The following is a 17,152-nucleotide window of genomic DNA, read 5'->3' as shown; positions in this document are numbered from 1 at the left end:
TTACAGTGATTGTCATGGATAATGCCAGTATTCATCATGCCAAGATTATCCAAGCTAGATTACCCATTTGGCAAGAACGAGGCTTGTTTATCTTTTATTTACCGCCTTATAGTCCGCATCTAAATATCATTGAGCGGTTATGGAAGGAGGTAAAACAGGCTTGGCTAAGACCTTGTGATTATGTTTCTTTCGATACGTTGTCTTATGCAGTTAATCGGGTTTTTGCTAATATTGGTGATTCCCTGTCGTTAAATTTTTCTACATTTAAAGTATAGGTATTTAATTTTGTTCGATTACTTAATACTATTTATTTTAGAATAACAACACTAATTATTTAAGTTTTTGACTATCTTGTTGGCTATCTATTAAGGTGAATCTAAGTTAAGTCTTTGAATTTAAACTAAATTTCCTTATAAAGCTGACGCCCTTCTGCATTATACTTTTCACTCATCTGCTCCATGCCTTTTTGTACTTCCTCGAAGCTGGCTTCACCGACTTGACCTACAAGCTCAGTATCCACTTCTTTAATCAAGTGCACCTCATCAGACAGCTCACCACTACTTGGGGTTACCACGCCACCGGTAGGCAGGCCTGCTGCATATTCGCGCACATTTTGAGTGATTTTCATTGAGCAGAATTTAGGGCCACACATAGAGCAGAAGTGGGCAGATTTGTGCGCATCTTTCGGCAGCGTTTCATCATGGAATTCACGTGCCGTATCAGGGTCTAACGCTAAGTTAAACTGATCATCCCAGCGGAACTCAAAGCGTGCTTTTGATAACGCATTATCACGAGCTTGAGCGCCAGGGTGACCTTTGGCAAGGTCAGCAGCATGGGCCGCTATCTTATAAGTGATAATGCCATCTTTTACGTCTTTTTTATTCGGTAAGCCCAAATGCTCTTTTGGCGTCACATAGCACAGCATGGCCGTACCGAACCAGCCAATCATCGCAGCGCCAATAGCACTGGTAATATGGTCATAACCTGGAGCGATATCTGTGGTTAATGGGCCAAGGGTATAAAAAGGGGCTTCATGACACATCTCAAGTTGTAGATCCATGTTCTCTTTAATACGGTTCATCGCCACGTGACCTGGACCTTCAATCATCACCTGTACATCGTGCTTCCAAGCCACTTGCGTCAGCTCACCTAAAGTACGCAGTTCACCAAATTGGGCTTCGTCATTGGCATCTTGGATACAACCAGGACGCAAACCATCGCCTAAACTAAAGGCCACGTCATACTGCTTCATGATTTCACAGATGTCTTCAAAGTGGGTATATAAAAAGCTTTCTTTATGATGTGCCAGACACCACTGCGCCATGATAGAGCCGCCACGAGATACTATGCCAGTCAGACGTTTTGCCGTTAATGGCACATAGCGCAGTAGTACGCCGGCATGAATGGTGAAGTAGTCTACGCCTTGTTCGGCCTGCTCAATCAAGGTATCACGGAATATCTCCCAAGTTAGGTCTTCTGCTACGCCATCGACTTTTTCTAGCGCTTGATAGATAGGCACGGTACCGATAGGCACAGGAGAGTTACGGATAATCCATTCACGGGTTTCGTGGATGTTTTTACCCGTAGATAAGTCCATGATGGTGTCCGCACCCCAACGGGTTGCCCACGTCATTTTGGAGACTTCTTCATCAATGCTAGAACCCAGTGCTGAATTACCGATATTGGCGTTAATTTTTACTAAGAAATTACGACCGATAATCATCGGCTCAGATTCAGGGTGGTTGATGTTATTCGGGATAATCGCACGGCCGGCGGCCACTTCATCACGTACAAACTCTGGCGTGATAATCTTAGGCGTATTGGCACCAAAGCTTTCTCCCGCATGTTGACGCATATCGGTCAGCTCATGCTGTTTTTGGGTTTCACGAATGGCGATGTATTCCATTTCTGGAGTAATAATGCCTTGGCGAGCATAATGCATTTGAGTAACATTTTTGCCAGTTTTCGCACGGCGTGGCTTGTCGATATGAGAAAAACGGATATTGGCAGTGGTAATGTCACGAGCCCGCTGTTTGCCATAGTCACTGGATAAACCTTCTAGGATTTCGGTATCACCACGTTCTTCAATCCATTTTTCACGCAGTTTTGGCAGGCCTTTGGTCAAATCAATGTCAACATTAGGGTCGGTATAAACACCAGAGGTGTCATAAACATAAAAAGGTGGGTTTTTTTCACCATTTTCCAAGCCAAAGCCACCAGTAGGGGTGTCAGTCAAGGTGATTTCACGCATGGGGACTTGGATGTCAGGGCGAGAGCCTTCTATATAGACTTTTTTTGAAGCAGGTAGGCTACGTGTTAGATCACGGGCTTCTTCGTCAAAGCGCTCGTCTTTGGCATTGCGGTGGGCAGGGGTTTTGATGCTATTTTCTGCATTACTCATGGGAATGTCCTTATTTTTTGCTAATGGCAATTGCCATGTTGGCTTCTAGAATAAAAGGCTAAAAACCGGAGGTAAAAATAAAGACTCGGTAAGTGCAGATGTTGTCGTTTTGACAGTACCCTATTTATTTATAAATAAACCTTGTATCAGCAGACGGTAGCTTGAGATGTCACTTTAAATATTATGTGCTTATATATTGATAAATAAGCATGCGAATTTTAAAGGATTAACATAAGCGTGAGTCTGGCTCTAAAAAGTCATGATAATGAGCAGTTCTTTATAAAGGATAGGGGAGTTGCAATGACTTTCCTACGGCGGTATTAACCGCATCAGGTTCAACGGGTGATATCTCAGCAAACGCACTTTTGTTGGTTACGGCCTAAAATTCGGCTGTAATCAAAAAGGTCTGCACCCCGAGTCTTAATAAATATTGATTATCACATTCAGTATTGATAACGAGTATATATTATCAAACTTTTTACACAATAACAGTTTTTCTTCTAAAACAGTCTTTCTTACGCTTTACGTTACGGCAAATGGTTACTGTCTACGATACTTGCCATCGCCTTTACTTAAAACCTCAACACTGACTTTGCATAAATTACAGTTAATCATTTGATTGGCTTTCTTTGATAAATCAATCACACGGCCTGGTTTAAAGGGGCCACGGTCATTAATTTTTACCACCACTGACTTTTTATTGTTCAAGTTGGTTACTTTTACCTTTGAGCCAAAAGGCAGTGATTTATGTGCGGCCGTCATGGCGTACATATTGTAAATAGCACCTGAGGCGGTTCTTTTGCCATGAAACCCTGGGCCATACCATGAGGCCATACCTGCATTGGCGGGCACTGTTAGCGATAGGGCGGATAACAGCATCAAAGGGGTCAAAAGTTTTTTCATAGGTCATACCTGTTGTTAATAAATGGCTGGTATCTTCTATTCCAGTACCAAAACATCGAGGCAGTAGTCTACAAGCCCTAAGTTTAGAGTATCTTGCTAAAGAGTAAGTAAAATGTAAAGAATACTTAATTAAGATAGGATTTACGCACGAGTAGATATTATGGCAACTGGTCATTATTTATGAACCTTCTGAAGGTAGAGCCAGACGCTCCATAAATAATAACCAGTCGCTTTTTAAGCCTTGAAAGCGTATTTTTGCGTAAGTCCTATCAGAAATAGATTGTATCTGGAAAATAGATTGTATCTGGAAAATAGATTGTATCTGGAAAATAGATTGTATCTGGAAAATAGGGTGGCAGACATATAGATCTTAAAAGCTGTGTTTCATCAAACTGTCATATTTAGAGGGCACAATGTGCCTTATCTAATTCAAAATCAGTTTTTATAATCCTTGTTGGGCTAGCTTTAGACTGAGTTCAACTTAGGTTTAATACAATTTAGGTTTAACACATTATTAATTATATTTTTAGGAGAGACCATGCGTTATTCATTACTCGCTGTTGCAGTGGCTACTATGTTAGGTCTAACTGCCTGTGGCAATAATAAAGAGGCGACAGATCCAGCAGAAGGGACAACCGAAAACGCAGCCGCAACAACTGGTGAATCAACTACGAATGCAGACCAATATATAGACATTGATGGCATTGAGATGAATATCAGTGGTGCAGGCGCTTCTTTTCCAGCGCCAATATACCAAAAATGGTCAGCGGACTACCAAGCTGCGACCAAAGGTCAAGTGAACTATAACTCTATCGGTTCTTCTGGTGGTGTAAAGCAGATTCAAGCAAATACCGTTGATTTTGGTGCATCGGATATGCCACTACAACCAGCTGAGTTGGAAAGTGCTGGCTTGATCCAATTCCCTACGGTTATTGGTGGGGTGGTACCTGTTGTCAATATCGAGGGTGTTGAGCCAGGCAAATTAGTGTTAAGCGGAGAGGTACTTGCCGATATTTATCTGGGAAAAATTACCAAATGGAATGATCCTGCAATTACCGCATTAAATGAAGGCCTAGCGCTGCCTGATGCAGGTATCACTACTGTACACCGTTCTGATGGCTCAGGTACAACCTTTAACTTTACCTATTATTTAAACGAAGTGTCTAGCGATTGGTCAGCGGTTGGCGTTGATAAAAGTGTGGAATGGCCTACCGATGCAACGGGTACAGGCGTAGGTGGTAAAGGCAACGAAGGTGTTGCAGGAATGGTTAAGCAAGCCCCTAACTCAATTGGTTACGTTGAGTATGCTTATGCAAAACAAAATAGCATGTCACATGCCTCAATGATTAATGCTGCTGGTAATACCGTAGAGCCGTCTGCTGACACATTTGCTGCCTCTGGTAATGTTGATTGGTCACAAGCGGAAGGTTTCTACAAAGTTATTGCTAACTCAGATACTGCAGATGCGTGGCCTATCGCCGCTGCCACTTTTATCTTGGTGCACAAAAATCCAAAAAATCCTGAGAAAGTTGCTGGTGTATTAAACTTCTTTAACTGGGCGTATGATCAAGGTGATCAAGCAGCCTTGGATCTGGACTATGTGCCTTTCCCAGACGAAGCGGTTGCTTTGTTCAAAGAGGAGTGGAAGCAGGTTGTCGGTTCAGATGGTCAGCCAGTTTATACTCCTAAATAAGTTTATACCCCCAAATAAATAGTCATTAACCAGTCCCTGTTGCTGTTAATGAAAGCATAAAAGCAATGAAAGTATAAAAGCAATAAAAGTATAGAAGTAGCTGGCAAGTAAAGGATATGACACTTACTTGCCAGTTTATTATCTGAAGCTTGTCACAAACTAAAGAACATAAAATTAAAGAACATTAAATAATTACCAATGTTGGGGTTACCATGTCTGACTTACACGCTCAGCTAGCAAAGCAACGCAGAAACGACATCATTTTTGTTAATTTGACCAAGTTTTTTGCTTTACTGGTGTTGGTTTCTTTGGGCGGTATTATGCTGTCGCTGATTATCGGTGCATGGCCAAGTATCAAAGAGTTTGGGTTTGGATTTTATACCAGCTCAAATTGGAGTACTGTTAATGATGAATACGGAGCTTTAGCACCTATTTACGGCACCCTAGTGACTTCTATTATTGCTATTTTGATTGCGGTACCAGTGAGCTTTGGTATTGCAATTTTCTTAACTGAGTTATGCCCAAAGTCTTTGCGCAGACCCTTGGGTATGGCAATTGAGCTGCTGGCAGGTATTCCATCTATTATTTATGGCATGTGGGGCTTCTTTGTATTAGCACCATTGTTCGCAAAATATGTACAGCCTTTTATTATTGATGTTTTTGGTCCGATACCAGTTATTGGTAGTTTTTTTGGTGGACCACCACTGGGTATCGGTGTTTTTACAGCCTCGTTAATCTTAGCCATTATGATTATCCCGTTTATCGCAGCAACCATGCGCGATGTTTTCTCAGTGGTACCCGATTTATTAAAAGAGTCTGCTTATGGCGCAGGGGCGACCACTTGGGAAGTGATGTACAAAATCGTCTTACCCTACACCAAAGCGGGTGTGGTTGGCGGTATTATTCTTGGTCTTGGTCGTGCCCTTGGTGAAACCATGGCAGTGACGTTCTTGGTCGGTAACACTTATAACATTAACTCAAATTTATTTGGCTCAGGTGTGACCATTACCTCATCAATTGCCAATGAATTTGCGGAAGCCTCAAGTGAGATGCATGTCGCGACTTTATTACATTTAGGCTTAATCTTGTTTGTGATTACCTTTGTGGTGCTGTCGATATCTAAGATTATGTTGTCACGTATTGATAAGAGAGCAGGAAATTAGGTGTGATGAGCAGGGCATAGCCAGTCGCATTAGATAGTTTGTATAGCGGATAAATTGAAGTCTTGTAGAAACAAAACATCTTGTAGGAAAAAACATTATGACAACACATTCAAGCTCAACCACAATGGCAGCGAATAGTGCAAAGTCTAAGTTACGCTTTGAACAGCGCATGAATAAGTCGCTGTACTCAAAGCGTAAGTTCTATAACGTACTGGGTCTTATCTTTGCCGTATTGGCTATGAGTTTTGGTTTGTTTTGGCTGGGCTGGATCTTATTTGATCTATTGCGCAAAGGCATGGAGGCGATGTTAACCATGCCTATTTTTACCGCAGACACACCACCACCGAATACTGTGGGTGGGTTGCGTAATGCCATTGTGGGGTCAATCATGATTGCAGGTACGGGGCTATTAATAGGTGCGCCGGTTGGCTTGTTGGCAGGTGTTTATTTGGCAGAGTTTTCACATGGCTCATGGCTAGGGAAAGCTACCCGCTTTATTAACGATATTTTGTTATCAGCCCCTTCTATTGTTATCGGTCTATTTATCTTTACGTTAATGGTGAATAATCGCAGCTTTTCAGGTTGGGCAGGTGCTGTGGCACTGGCGCTGATTATTATCCCTGTCGTTGTGCGCAGCACTGAGACGATGCTTAACTTGGTACCCAATCAGTTACGTGAAGCTTCCTATGCTCTAGGAGCACCAAAGTGGAAGGTAGTGACATCAGTGACCATGAGTGCCGCTAAGTCAGGTCTCATTACTGGTGTATTATTAGGTTTTGCGCGTATTACTGGTGAGACGGCACCATTGCTATTTACTGCCTTGAACAATCGTTTCTTTAGTATGGACATGAGCAGTGCTATGGCCAACTTACCCATGACTATTTATCAGTTTGCTGCAGCCCCAGACAACACTCAAAACATAATCGCTTGGGGCGGGGCATTGTTAATTACGTTGTCGGTACTTGGTCTTAATATTATTGCCCGTGTTATTGGTCGACAGAAAAAATAGCCAGATAGGTTGGTTCAGCCTTTTACTGTTTTTACAGTATTAAAGTGAAAGTTTTACAGTATTAAAGTGAATGTTTTTAAGCGATTAAAATTTAAGCCATTCAAAATATTCAAGTTCATTTAGTTATTTACGTCATACATAAAAAGGTACGGTTATGAGCGATACATTAGTCAAAAAACTGATAACAGCAAAGAGTAGCGCCAGTGTGCTAGAGCAACCAATAAAAACAGGTAGTCAGCAACAACAGCCTGACACCACAAGTTTTACCAAACAAACGCTCGCTGATCTACCTGATAACATGCCAGCAGCCAAATTAGAAGTGCGTAACCTCAACTTTTTTTATGGTGACTTCAAAGCCCTAAAGGATATCAGTATTGATATTCCTGTAAACAAGGTCACTGCTTTTATTGGCCCCTCTGGTTGCGGTAAATCAACCTTGTTACGTACCTTTAACCGTATGTATGATTTATATCCAGGCATGCATGCAGAAGGCAAAATCATCTTGGATGGTAAAAATATCTTGGAGAAAGATGTTGATGTGAACTTGTTGCGCGCACGTGTGGGAATGGTGTTCCAAAAGCCAACCCCATTCCCAATGTCTATTTATGATAATGTCGCCTTTGGTGTGCGTCTGTATGAAAAGCTAAGCAAGTCTGAGTTAGATGATCGAGTAGAGTGGGCTTTGAAAAAGTCAGCACTGTGGCCAGAAGTAAAAGATAAGCTTAAAGCTTCAGGCTTGTCATTATCAGGTGGTCAGCAGCAGCGCTTGTGTATCGCTCGTGGCGTGGCAACCAAACCAGAAGTGTTGTTATTAGATGAGCCAACGTCTGCCCTTGACCCTATCTCAACTGGTGCGATTGAAGATCTTATTGAAGACTTAAAGCATGATTATACCATTGCTATTGTGACTCATAATATGCAGCAAGCAGCCCGTGTATCTGACTATACCTGCTATATGTATCTTGGTGATATGGTAGAAATGGGTGAAACCAATCAAGTATTTACCAATCCTGCACAAAAAGCCACAGAAGACTATATTACTGGTCGTTATGGCTAAGTGTATGTTTTTACGATAAACTTTCGTTTTCCATTAATTTTCATAGTGCTAATTAGGGACACGCCCTAATGTAAATATTAGGCTATACCAACAATTTAGGATGCTGTGATGCCAATCACCGATAAGCACATCTCAAAAAGCTTTGATGCTGACTTGCAACAAAGTATCAGTCTATTTTTAACCATGGGACGTATGGCGGCAAATCAAGTGACATCTGCCACCCATGCTTTGATAGATGGTGATGTTAACATCGCCAAAAAAGTCATCGCTGACGATGATCAGATAAACCAAATAGAAATAAAGATTGACGAAAAAGTCATTTTACTAGTTGCCAAGCGTCAGCCAGCTGCCATTGATTTGCGTATTGTTATGGCACTAAGCAAAGGCGTTGTGGATTTAGAGCGTGTCGGTGATGAAGCCAGTAAGATTGCGCGCATGGCCTGTAAGCTTCAACAAGATGGTGCATCACCTAGAGGTTATTCAGAAGTACAACATCTTTCCAATCAAGTACGGGTGATGTTACTTGATGCGCTTGATGCCTTTGCACGTATGGATCCAGAGCAGGCGTTTGGCGTGTTACAAAGTGATAAGACAGTGAATGAAGAATATCAGTCGGCTAGCCGTTCGCTGATGACTTATGTGATGGAAGACAGCCGTCATGTGTCAAAGGTGATTAATATTTTGTGGGTGTTGCGTGCGTTAGAGCGGGTCGGCGATCATGCACGCAATATTGCAGAGCTTGTGATTTATTGCACCAGTGGCAAAGATGTGCGTCATACCGATTTTGTGACAGTGGAGCAGGCGGTACAAGAGGCCTCTAACAATATAGCGGCACGTCAGGGCAATTAGGGGGCTTTTCTATTTTTATTAGAAAAATAGGTATATCAGAAACATAGGTATATCAGAAAAATAGGTATAAAGACTATTGTCTATTAAGTAATGGTTGTATTATAGCCAGAGAAATACTATACGGCTACGGTGTCTCGCTAAGCCTACATTTGTAGTACTTTCGCTTGGTTGCCCTGTCACCATTTTAGATTTCTTTGACTATATTTACAAAAATAAGCTGCGCCTATCATCTTTTTATAGTTGCGATAACAAAAAGGAGCGGTCATTAAGACCACTCCTTTTTGTATTAAGTTAACTCAATTCGTTAAACAGCCGTTACTTGCTGTTAGACTCAGGTGTAAATCCTGCTGGACGCTCATAGTCTTCATTGTCTAAGAACTTTTCACGTTGTTCGTTAATGAATTTTTTTGCTTCAGGATCTATCATGCTTAAATGATTTTCGTTAATCAACATGGTTTGTAATTCCAGCCATTCATCCCACGCCTTTTTAGACACCGTATTTTGAATTTCTTCCCCTTTTGCATTTGGGAAAGGCGGGTTTGGCATTTTAGGTAAGTCCTGCTGATACTTACGGCAAAACACCATGTTGGCTTTTGGATCAAAAGTAGCTGTCATTGTCTTATCCTATGAATATCAAAAGGTTATTGAGTGTCGATATTGTATTTAGTCAAGCGTTCACGACCACGAGCAACAGCCTGCAATACTTGATTTGGCGCCGTACCACCTAAGTGATCACGAGCTGCTAGAGAACCTTCCAAGGTTAGATAGTCAAAGACATCCTCACCAATGGCATCGCTAAACTGTTGTAACTGCTCAAGTTGCAATTCGCTTAAATCTACACCCTCTTCGATTGCAAGCGCCACTGCATGACCAACGACTTCGTGGGCATCGCGGAAAGCCACGCCACGGCGGACTAAGTAATCTGCTAAATCGGTGGCCGTGGCATAACCTTTCATGGTTGCCGCGCGCATGTTTTCTTTGTTAGGTATTATATTAGGGAGCATATCGACAAATGCAAGTAGCGAGCCGGTCAAGGTATCAACGCAATCAAATAAAGGCTCTTTGTCTTCTTGGTTGTCTTTGTTATACGCCAGTGGTTGGTTTTTCATTAAGGTTAATAAAGTTGTCAGTTGACCAAACACACGTGCCGCTTTGCCACGTACCAGCTCAGGCACATCTGGGTTTTTCTTTTGTGGCATGATCGATGAGCCGGTGCAGAATCTATCAGGGATTTGCACAAAGCCAAATTGCGCTGACATCCATAATATAATCTCTTCACTCATACGAGATAGGTGCATCATTAAGATAGAGGCAGCAGCAGTAAATTCAATCGCAAAATCCCTATCTGAAACGGCATCTAATGAGTTTTGGCAAATACCTTCAAAACCTAACAGCTCAGCGGTAATGTTGCGGTCAATCGGGAAGGTAGTGCCGGCAAGTGCTGCGCTGCCAAGAGGCATTTGGTTAATGCGGCGGCGTGCATCAATTAAGCGCTCGGTATCACGGTTTAACATCTCAAACCATGCCATCACATGGTGACCAAAGCTGACAGGCTGTGCGGTTTGCAAGTGCGTAAAGCCAGGCATAATGGTATTGGTGTGCTGTTCAGCAAGACCGAGTAGCCCCGCCTGTAGCTTAACCAGTAGCGCAACAATATTATCCACTTCTTCACGTAACCAAAGACGGATATCGGTGGCAACTTGGTCATTACGGCTACGACCGGTATGCAGTTTTTTGCCCACAGTTCCGATAAGGTCGGTTAAGCGTGATTCAACGTTCATATGCACGTCTTCTAGCGCAATCGACCAGTTAAATTCACCAGCGTCAATTTCTTGTTGGACTTGTCGGAGACCGTCAATAATGGTGTCTACTTCATCTTGGGTCAAAATGCCACATTTGCCCAGCATAGTGGCATGGGCGATAGAGCCTTGAATGTCATGTCTGGCAAAGCGTTGATCAAAGCCGACCGAAGCGGTAAACGCAGCCACAAAGCTGTCAGTGGCTTCGCTAAAGCGGCCGCCCCACATTTGTTGGCCTTGTCCGCTTGATTTTGAAGTGTTAGCAAGGGTGTTCTTTAATTCGTTATTTACAGTCATATCCGTTTAAATCCAGTAAAATGCACAGAAGTGCCAGTATAGCAAAGGATACCTAAGCCATGCTAGAGTACATCCGCAAACAGCCAAAACTTGCCTTTTGGCACTAGTGTATCTTTTTAGTAGATGTTGTGCAGCGTACTAAGCGGATAGCGTACAAAGCAGAGATTGTACAGCGTACTAATGGTGTCGTGTAGCATGCTAATAGTCATTTTCGTAATGGTTTGGTATCGCTTTAAGTGCTATGACTTGCCTTATAGTCAGTTGTCAGTACAATAAACCTACTGACTAAAAAATATATACAAAATATTAACCCACCCAAAGCAATATATAAGAATACTATGAGTAAATCAGCGCACAGCACCACTTTAAAAACCCTCAACATCGCTACTCGCAAAAGCCCTTTGGCCATGTGGCAAGCCGAGCATATCAAGTCACGTCTACAGTCTTTGTATCCTGAACTAGAGGTTAATTTAGTGACCATGGTGACCCAAGGTGACAAAATTTTGGACACGCCGTTGGCAAAGATTGGCGGCAAGGGCTTGTTTGTTAAAGAGCTAGAACAGGCCCTTTACGATGGTCGTGCCGATATTGCGGTGCACTCGTTAAAAGATGTGCCGATGCAGCTGCCAGAAGGCTTAATCTTGGGCGCTTATTGCAAGCGTGAGACCCCAACCGATGCCTTCGTTTCAAATAACTATTCCACCCTTGATGAGCTGCCAGAAGGCGCTGTGGTAGGGACGGCAAGCCTTCGCCGTCAGTGTCAGATTAAGGCGTATCGTCCAGACTTGCAGATCAAATCATTGCGAGGCAATGTGCAGACCCGTCTAGGTAAGTTAGATGCCGATGAATATGATGCCATTATCCTTGCAAGCAGTGGCTTGATACGTAGTGAGCTTAGTGAGCGCATTAAACAAGAGATAAGTATTGAGGTGAGCCTACCAGCAGTAGGTCAAGGGGCGTTAGCTATCGAGTGTCGAGCAGATGATAAGGAAGTATTGTCTTTATTAGAGCCGTTAAATGACAGTGACGCCCGTATCCGTCTAAAAGCTGAGCGGGCATTGAACCGTCACTTAGAAGGTGGCTGTCAGGTGCCAATTGCAGCATATGCAATCCTTGAAGCAGGTGAGGATGAGGCGCAAGAAGAGATGCTATGGCTACGTGGCCGTGTGGGCACCGAAGATGGTCAGACCTTGTTAAAAGCAGATAAGCGCATAGTATTATCAGGTAATCAAGCAGACCGTGAAGCGCAAGCTGAGCAGTTAGGTATTGATGTGGCTACTCAGCTGCTATCACGGGGCGCCGATGGTATCTTGGCCGCCATTTATAATGCCAAACAAGACAGCTAAGCCTTTATGATTTTTATTAACACCCGTCCGATCAGTCGAGCCGAGCCGTTAACCCAAGCCATGCAAGCCAAAGGCATGACAGTATTGTCTATGCCTTTGCTTGAGCTGGCGACCCTTGCCATTAGTGAGCGTGAGCAGCAGTATCAACAGGACTTTTGCCAGCAGCCGGATAAGTATCAAGCGCTAGTGGTCGTCAGTCCGACAGCCGCCCGTGAAGGATTGGCTGCTTGTCCTAAGGGATTTGTGCCTAGTGCCAGTTGTGCGGTGATTGCGGTAGGGCATGCTACCGCCAAAGTTTTACGTGAAGCAGGGTGGCAAGTAAGCTGCCCTGACGAGTATAGTAATGAAGGCATGATGCAAATGTCTGAGCTAAATACACTCGGTCAAGGCAATCACATTCTGGTGTGGCGAGGACGTGGAGGCAGACGGTTACTGGTCAACTTTTTACAAGATAACGGGGTTGTTATTGACGCCATTGCTTGGTATCAGCGCCAATCTCCAGCACAAGCACCCGATGACTTTTTGCAAATGCAGCAAGCGTTGCAAGCCTTAGCATCGACCAATTCAGATCAGGCAGTCAACAAGCCAGTAGCATTGATCAGCAGTGGTGAGGCGTTTAGCAATTGGCGACAGCTGATATTAGATAGCGAGCACTGTCAGTTAGAAGATTTTTATTATTTGGCATTTGGCAAGCGTTTAACCCAGATGATTACTGATTTACAGTTGTCTTGCGTGCGTCTTGAGCATTTGGATACAGATGAGGTTTGGCGGGGCGTACAGATAGTATTTACCCAAAACAACTAGAACTAAAAACAACTAGAACTAAAAACAACTAGGACAGACCATGAACAGTACCAATAATACGATTGAAAACGTCAACGATTTTAAGGTTGCAAGCAGTTTTAATACTTCAGAGGACTTTAAAATCCCAGAGTCGTTACAACATTTTGCCAGCATTTATGTGCAACCTGTTATTTGGAATGACATGGACGCTTTCAACCATGTGAATAATGTGGTTTATTATCGCTATGCAGAAGCGGCTCGTATTCACTATCTTACTCAAACACAAGCGTTTACAGATGATGCCACCACAGTATTGGCACAGTCGAGCTGCACTTTTTTAAGACCAGTAACCTTTCCTGATACCTTGTTGATAGGGGTACGAACCAAGAAGTTAGGCAACAGCAGTATTGTTATGGACTATTGTTATTACAGCACTGCTCAAAGTGCCGTAGTGGCCACAGCAGACTCAGTATTGGTCAAGCTAAATAAAGAGGCCACTGCCAAAGTCGCTTGGAGTGACAGCGAACGTGACACTATTTTAGACTTTGAAAAAAGTGTTGGACACACACCTGACTATTAATGTAATGCTGAGTATTGATGTTTTCACTGTTTATCAAAAAGTCTCAAGCTGACAAAAAGTCATCGATTACTAAGTCGCAGTTTCCTGAGTTGCCAAGTTTGGATCAAGCTTTTTATCCTTTATGCTGGCAGGCGCAATATTTTGACTCAGCGTTACAGTTTTTACGTTACCTGCTTCATAGTGATGTATTCAAAGGTTTAGAGCATCAACCTGATTACGCTGCTGACTTTCAGCAATATGACAAAATCAGTAGTAAAAACAAGCAAAAGGTAAACGCAGAGGACAAGATAGCGATAACCGCTCAAGACTCTTGGCAACAAGCCATTTCTTGGCAACAGGCATTTAGCCAACGCTTACAGGATAATAGAGTATATCAAGACTGGACAAACTTTACGGTATTTGGACGTTATGTTCAGCGTAGCTTTAGTGTGTTTTATCAACAAAGTGAAGATGTTTTTAATGCAGATATGCCAGAGCTACTCCGACATGAGTTAATGCGCCATACTCAGCGCCTTCCGTCAAATCAAGTGCTATTGTTTGCTGGTCAGATACCCAGAAATGTACGTCAAGAAAAGCTATTAATGACCACCGTCAATCCAGTGCAAGCGCTAGTGACAGCTATCCATCTTGCTTTGGCCAATAACCAAGCTCAAGCCAAGCAGCACAGACAAAATTCAGCTCAAAAACGCAAACAGCCTATCATTATCAATCTGATTACTACCGTATCAGATCAAGTCAAGGCCTTTGCAATTAAGCACAATAAACGTACTCAAGAAGGGCTACGCAACGAGGTAATGGTTTTAGATTTCAACCAGTTGATTTTGGTCAAAGAGGATCGGTTGGCGTGGACTGGAGAGATAAAGCAGGAAGCAGATAGTACCCAATCAGACATAGCTTATCTGATTAGGCACTATCATATCAGTTAACATTAGATTAGGATGGTTAAGGGGCTAGAGCTAGCGGAGTCTCTATCTGGAGCAACTATTTTGTACCAAAGATTTTGTCGCCTGCATCACCTAGACCAGGGATAATATAACCTTCTTCGTTTAAGTGACTATCTAGCGCAGCGGTATATATTTTGACATCTGGATGTGCCTCATTCACCAGACGCACCCCTTCAGGCGCCGCTACCAATACCAAGGCTTTAATACTGCAACAGCCCTTTTGTTTTAACATATCAATAGTGGCCACCATAGAGCCACCAGTGGCAAGCATCGGGTCGATAATAAGCGCAGGACGTCTATCAACATCAGCGACCAGCTTTTCAAAAAATGGGACAGGTTGCAACGTCTCTTCATCACGTTGCAGACCAACCATCGAAATCTTAGCTGTCGGAATCAAATCAAGCACCCCATCAAGCATACCCAGACCTGCACGCAAAATAGGGACGACAGTCACAGTTTTACCGACAATTTGCTCACCAACTATCTGACTATCATCCCAACCTTGCATAGCAAACTCTTCAATCTCAAAATCACGACACGCCTCATAAGCCATCAAGCGTGCAAGCTCACTAGTCAAAGTGCGAAATTTATAAGTGCTACAATCTTTCTCACGCATCAAGCTCAGTTTATGGCGTACCAAGGGATGAGTGATAATTTCTATATTTAGATTATTCATAAGACCTCTAGAAGCGATTTGAGTCAGGCGAGCTGCTTAAAAGCTATAAAATATCAGTTGCAAAATGCTATAAAGCACAAGCACGACAATTGACCTACAATTATACCAAAAAAAGTAGCAGACAGACGCCCCAGTCTCGTCAATACAAAAAAAACATCGCAAAGCCACCCAGACACAAACCAGACCATCACATAAGGACCAAGCTATGACCCAAAAAACCAATGCCAAACAAAACACAGAAACTCACCCACAAATCGAAAGCCACCCTTTCCCACCAGTGCTTACCCCAGACGCCACCATCATGATGATGGGCACATTCCCCCCAACGTCTGACAAATGGGGCATGGCATTTCACTACCCCAACTTTTACAATGACATGTGGCGCATTTATGGTCGCATTTTCTTCAATGACGCAGACCACTTCCGTGACAAAGACTACAAAGCATTTGACCCCAAGCGCATCATCGAATTTTTACACCAACACGCCATCGCCTCATGCCCAACAGTCAAAAAAGCCATTCGCGAGCAAGGCAACGCCTCTGACAAACACCTCACCATTATCGAACCAGTAGACCTAAAAAATGTTTTAGCACAACTACCAAAGCTACACACCATCTTCACCACAGGCGGAAAAGCCACCGAAGTCCTTATGACCCTACTAGCGCAAGAACAAGGAACACCGATTGCCAAATCAAAATGGCCCAAAACCAACCAACATATAGACTATCCCTATGCAGGACGTGCCCTCACACTATATCGACTACCCTCAACATCAAGAGCCTACCCACTCTCACTAGACAAAAAAACCGAAGCCTATCGCCAATTTTTTCAAACAGTTGGCAAGATCTAAAACCAAAACCACAAAACAAAACCACAAAATAACGATAACCATCAACAGAAGCCAATCCCGCCATCCGCTTCTATCTTGCCCACCCACTGGCGCAGTGACTACTGGCTTGGCGCGTTCCAACATTCGAGCGACCACAACAAGCCAAGTCACTGCAAGCCAGTGGTTGACCAAGTATATCCGCTACTGTCGGGGCTAGCGGCAACATCAGACAACCTACCCATATCACCCGTAACCAACCTCAAGCCCCTTGACACCCACCACAAACCCTATATAATACGCCCCTGTTCAGTCAGAAGCGCAGAAGTTAGATAATAAAAGCCTAGTAAAAACAGACACTTACTTGGTATTGACGGAAGGCTGGGTTTAATGGAGTAGTTAATTATTGGGACGAGTTGTTCAGGCAACAAATTTCAAATAAAACGAAACAAACCCTTGACAAACAAAATAAAGCGTCTATAATACGCACCTTATCGGAACAACGAAATCGATTGTGAGATTGATTAAGAGATTTTGATAACGGAATTAAAGGTTTAAGTTCAAATAAAAGAATTTAAACCAACCAAAAAAGCTTGACAGATATTAAAATGATGATATACTGAACGGCTCGCAAGTAACACTAACCATCATAAATTAAGGATGAGTTATTGATTACAAGCACAACTTACCTTGGACGACAAGCTAAGTCAACTATTTAAAAGCTAGAATCAAAGAACAACTTGTGTGGATTTTTGCTAATTTAGGAAGCGATAAGAAATTATCATTCAACATTAGTAGAAAAACTCGAAGTTAATTCATTATATGA

At 42.8% G+C, this 17,152-nt stretch carries 17 protein-coding genes and 1 riboswitch; of the genes, 11 read left to right on the top strand and 6 right to left on the bottom strand.

Annotation, left to right across the window (positions count from 1 at the left end; genetic code table 11):
• Nucleotides 1-275 (top strand): transposase (locus H140_RS14680; RefSeq protein ID WP_019672132.1); only part of this gene is annotated, 275 nt, incomplete at its 5' end.
• 125 nt (nucleotides 276-400) lie between these two features.
• Here H140_RS14680 and thiC read toward each other — a convergent pair.
• Nucleotides 401-2,401: a phosphomethylpyrimidine synthase ThiC gene (gene thiC / locus H140_RS0112615; RefSeq protein ID WP_019674019.1), complete on the bottom strand. Its 2,001-nt coding sequence runs from the start codon at nucleotides 2,399-2,401 to the stop codon at nucleotides 401-403.
• A gap of 289 nt (nucleotides 2,402-2,690) precedes the next feature.
• Nucleotides 2,691-2,827, bottom strand: a riboswitch (TPP riboswitch).
• Between the two features lie 114 nt (nucleotides 2,828-2,941).
• Nucleotides 2,942-3,304: a septal ring lytic transglycosylase RlpA family protein gene (locus tag H140_RS0112610; RefSeq protein ID WP_019674018.1), complete on the bottom strand. Its 363-nt coding sequence runs from the start codon at nucleotides 3,302-3,304 to the stop codon at nucleotides 2,942-2,944.
• A 538-nt stretch (nucleotides 3,305-3,842) separates the two neighbouring features.
• Here H140_RS0112610 and pstS point away from each other — a divergent pair.
• The 5 genes from pstS to phoU all read left to right on the top strand — a co-directional run bounded on the left by pstS (nucleotide 3,843) and on the right by phoU (nucleotide 9,075).
• Nucleotides 3,843-4,997 carry a phosphate ABC transporter substrate-binding protein PstS gene (gene pstS, locus H140_RS0112605; protein ID WP_019674017.1) on the top strand — a complete coding sequence of 385 codons (1,155 nt, stop codon included), beginning with the start codon at nucleotides 3,843-3,845 and terminating at the stop codon, nucleotides 4,995-4,997.
• Nucleotides 4,998-5,209: 212 nt separating this feature from the next.
• The gene (gene pstC / locus H140_RS0112600) at nucleotides 5,210-6,160 is read left to right on the top strand and encodes a phosphate ABC transporter permease subunit PstC (RefSeq protein ID WP_019674016.1); all 951 of its coding nucleotides are present in this window, start codon (nucleotides 5,210-5,212) and stop codon (nucleotides 6,158-6,160) included.
• 97 nt (nucleotides 6,161-6,257) lie between these two features.
• Nucleotides 6,258-7,169: a phosphate ABC transporter permease PstA gene (gene pstA / locus H140_RS0112595; RefSeq protein ID WP_019674015.1), complete on the top strand. Its 912-nt coding sequence runs from the start codon at nucleotides 6,258-6,260 to the stop codon at nucleotides 7,167-7,169.
• A gap of 154 nt (nucleotides 7,170-7,323) precedes the next feature.
• Nucleotides 7,324-8,226, top strand: a complete 903-nt coding sequence (pstB, locus tag H140_RS0112590) for a phosphate ABC transporter ATP-binding protein PstB (RefSeq protein ID WP_019674014.1) — start codon at nucleotides 7,324-7,326, stop codon at nucleotides 8,224-8,226.
• Between the two features lie 108 nt (nucleotides 8,227-8,334).
• The gene (gene phoU / locus H140_RS0112585) at nucleotides 8,335-9,075 is read left to right on the top strand and encodes a phosphate signaling complex protein PhoU (protein WP_019674013.1); all 741 of its coding nucleotides are present in this window, start codon (nucleotides 8,335-8,337) and stop codon (nucleotides 9,073-9,075) included.
• 315 nt (nucleotides 9,076-9,390) lie between these two features.
• On the opposite strand, the gene H140_RS0112580 is transcribed toward phoU, so the two are convergent.
• Nucleotides 9,391-9,690, bottom strand: coding sequence for an oxidative damage protection protein (locus H140_RS0112580; RefSeq protein ID WP_019674012.1), 300 nt, complete (start codon nucleotides 9,688-9,690; stop codon nucleotides 9,391-9,393).
• A 26-nt stretch (nucleotides 9,691-9,716) separates the two neighbouring features.
• Nucleotides 9,717-11,102: an argininosuccinate lyase gene (gene argH, locus H140_RS0112575; RefSeq protein ID WP_019674011.1), complete on the bottom strand. Its 1,386-nt coding sequence runs from the start codon at nucleotides 11,100-11,102 to the stop codon at nucleotides 9,717-9,719.
• 407 nt (nucleotides 11,103-11,509) lie between these two features.
• Here argH and hemC point away from each other — a divergent pair, with 407 nt between their 5' ends.
• From hemC to H140_RS15290, 4 genes are read left to right on the top strand one after another with little or no spacing between them, the layout of a single operon-like run.
• Nucleotides 11,510-12,517 carry a hydroxymethylbilane synthase gene (hemC, locus tag H140_RS0112570; RefSeq protein ID WP_019674010.1) on the top strand — a complete coding sequence of 336 codons (1,008 nt, stop codon included), beginning with the start codon at nucleotides 11,510-11,512 and terminating at the stop codon, nucleotides 12,515-12,517.
• A gap of 6 nt (nucleotides 12,518-12,523) precedes the next feature.
• A complete protein-coding gene (locus H140_RS0112565; RefSeq protein WP_019674009.1) occupies nucleotides 12,524-13,321 on the top strand; it encodes a uroporphyrinogen-III synthase in 798 nt (265 codons plus the stop codon).
• A 40-nt stretch (nucleotides 13,322-13,361) separates the two neighbouring features.
• Nucleotides 13,362-13,880, top strand: a complete 519-nt coding sequence (locus H140_RS0112560) for an acyl-CoA thioesterase (RefSeq protein ID WP_019674008.1) — start codon at nucleotides 13,362-13,364, stop codon at nucleotides 13,878-13,880.
• Nucleotides 13,881-13,897: 17 nt separating this feature from the next.
• A complete protein-coding gene (locus H140_RS15290) occupies nucleotides 13,898-14,806 on the top strand; it encodes a hypothetical protein (protein WP_019674007.1) in 909 nt (302 codons plus the stop codon).
• A 55-nt stretch (nucleotides 14,807-14,861) separates the two neighbouring features.
• On the opposite strand, the gene upp is transcribed toward H140_RS15290, so the two are convergent.
• Entirely contained in the window at nucleotides 14,862-15,500 is a 639-nt protein-coding gene (upp, locus tag H140_RS0112550) for a uracil phosphoribosyltransferase (protein ID WP_019674006.1), read from the bottom strand.
• A 205-nt stretch (nucleotides 15,501-15,705) separates the two neighbouring features.
• Between upp and H140_RS0112545 the strand changes: the two genes are divergently transcribed.
• Nucleotides 15,706-16,350 (top strand): hypothetical protein, encoded by a 645-nt coding sequence (locus H140_RS0112545; protein WP_019674005.1) that lies wholly within the window; start codon nucleotides 15,706-15,708, stop codon nucleotides 16,348-16,350.
• A 70-nt stretch (nucleotides 16,351-16,420) separates the two neighbouring features.
• Here the strand turns inward: H140_RS0112545 and H140_RS16405 are convergent, their stop codons facing one another.
• On the bottom strand, nucleotides 16,421-16,555 hold the full coding sequence (locus tag H140_RS16405; protein WP_265596792.1) for a hypothetical protein: 135 nt from the start codon (nucleotides 16,553-16,555) through the stop codon (nucleotides 16,421-16,423).
• Nucleotides 16,556-17,152 lie beyond the last annotated feature (597 nt).

Origin of the sequence: Psychrobacter lutiphocae DSM 21542 (assembly GCF_000382145.1) — a bacterium.
Taxonomy (GTDB): domain Bacteria; phylum Pseudomonadota; class Gammaproteobacteria; order Pseudomonadales; family Moraxellaceae; genus Psychrobacter; species Psychrobacter lutiphocae.
This window is presented reverse-complemented; position numbering and strand designations above follow the sequence as displayed.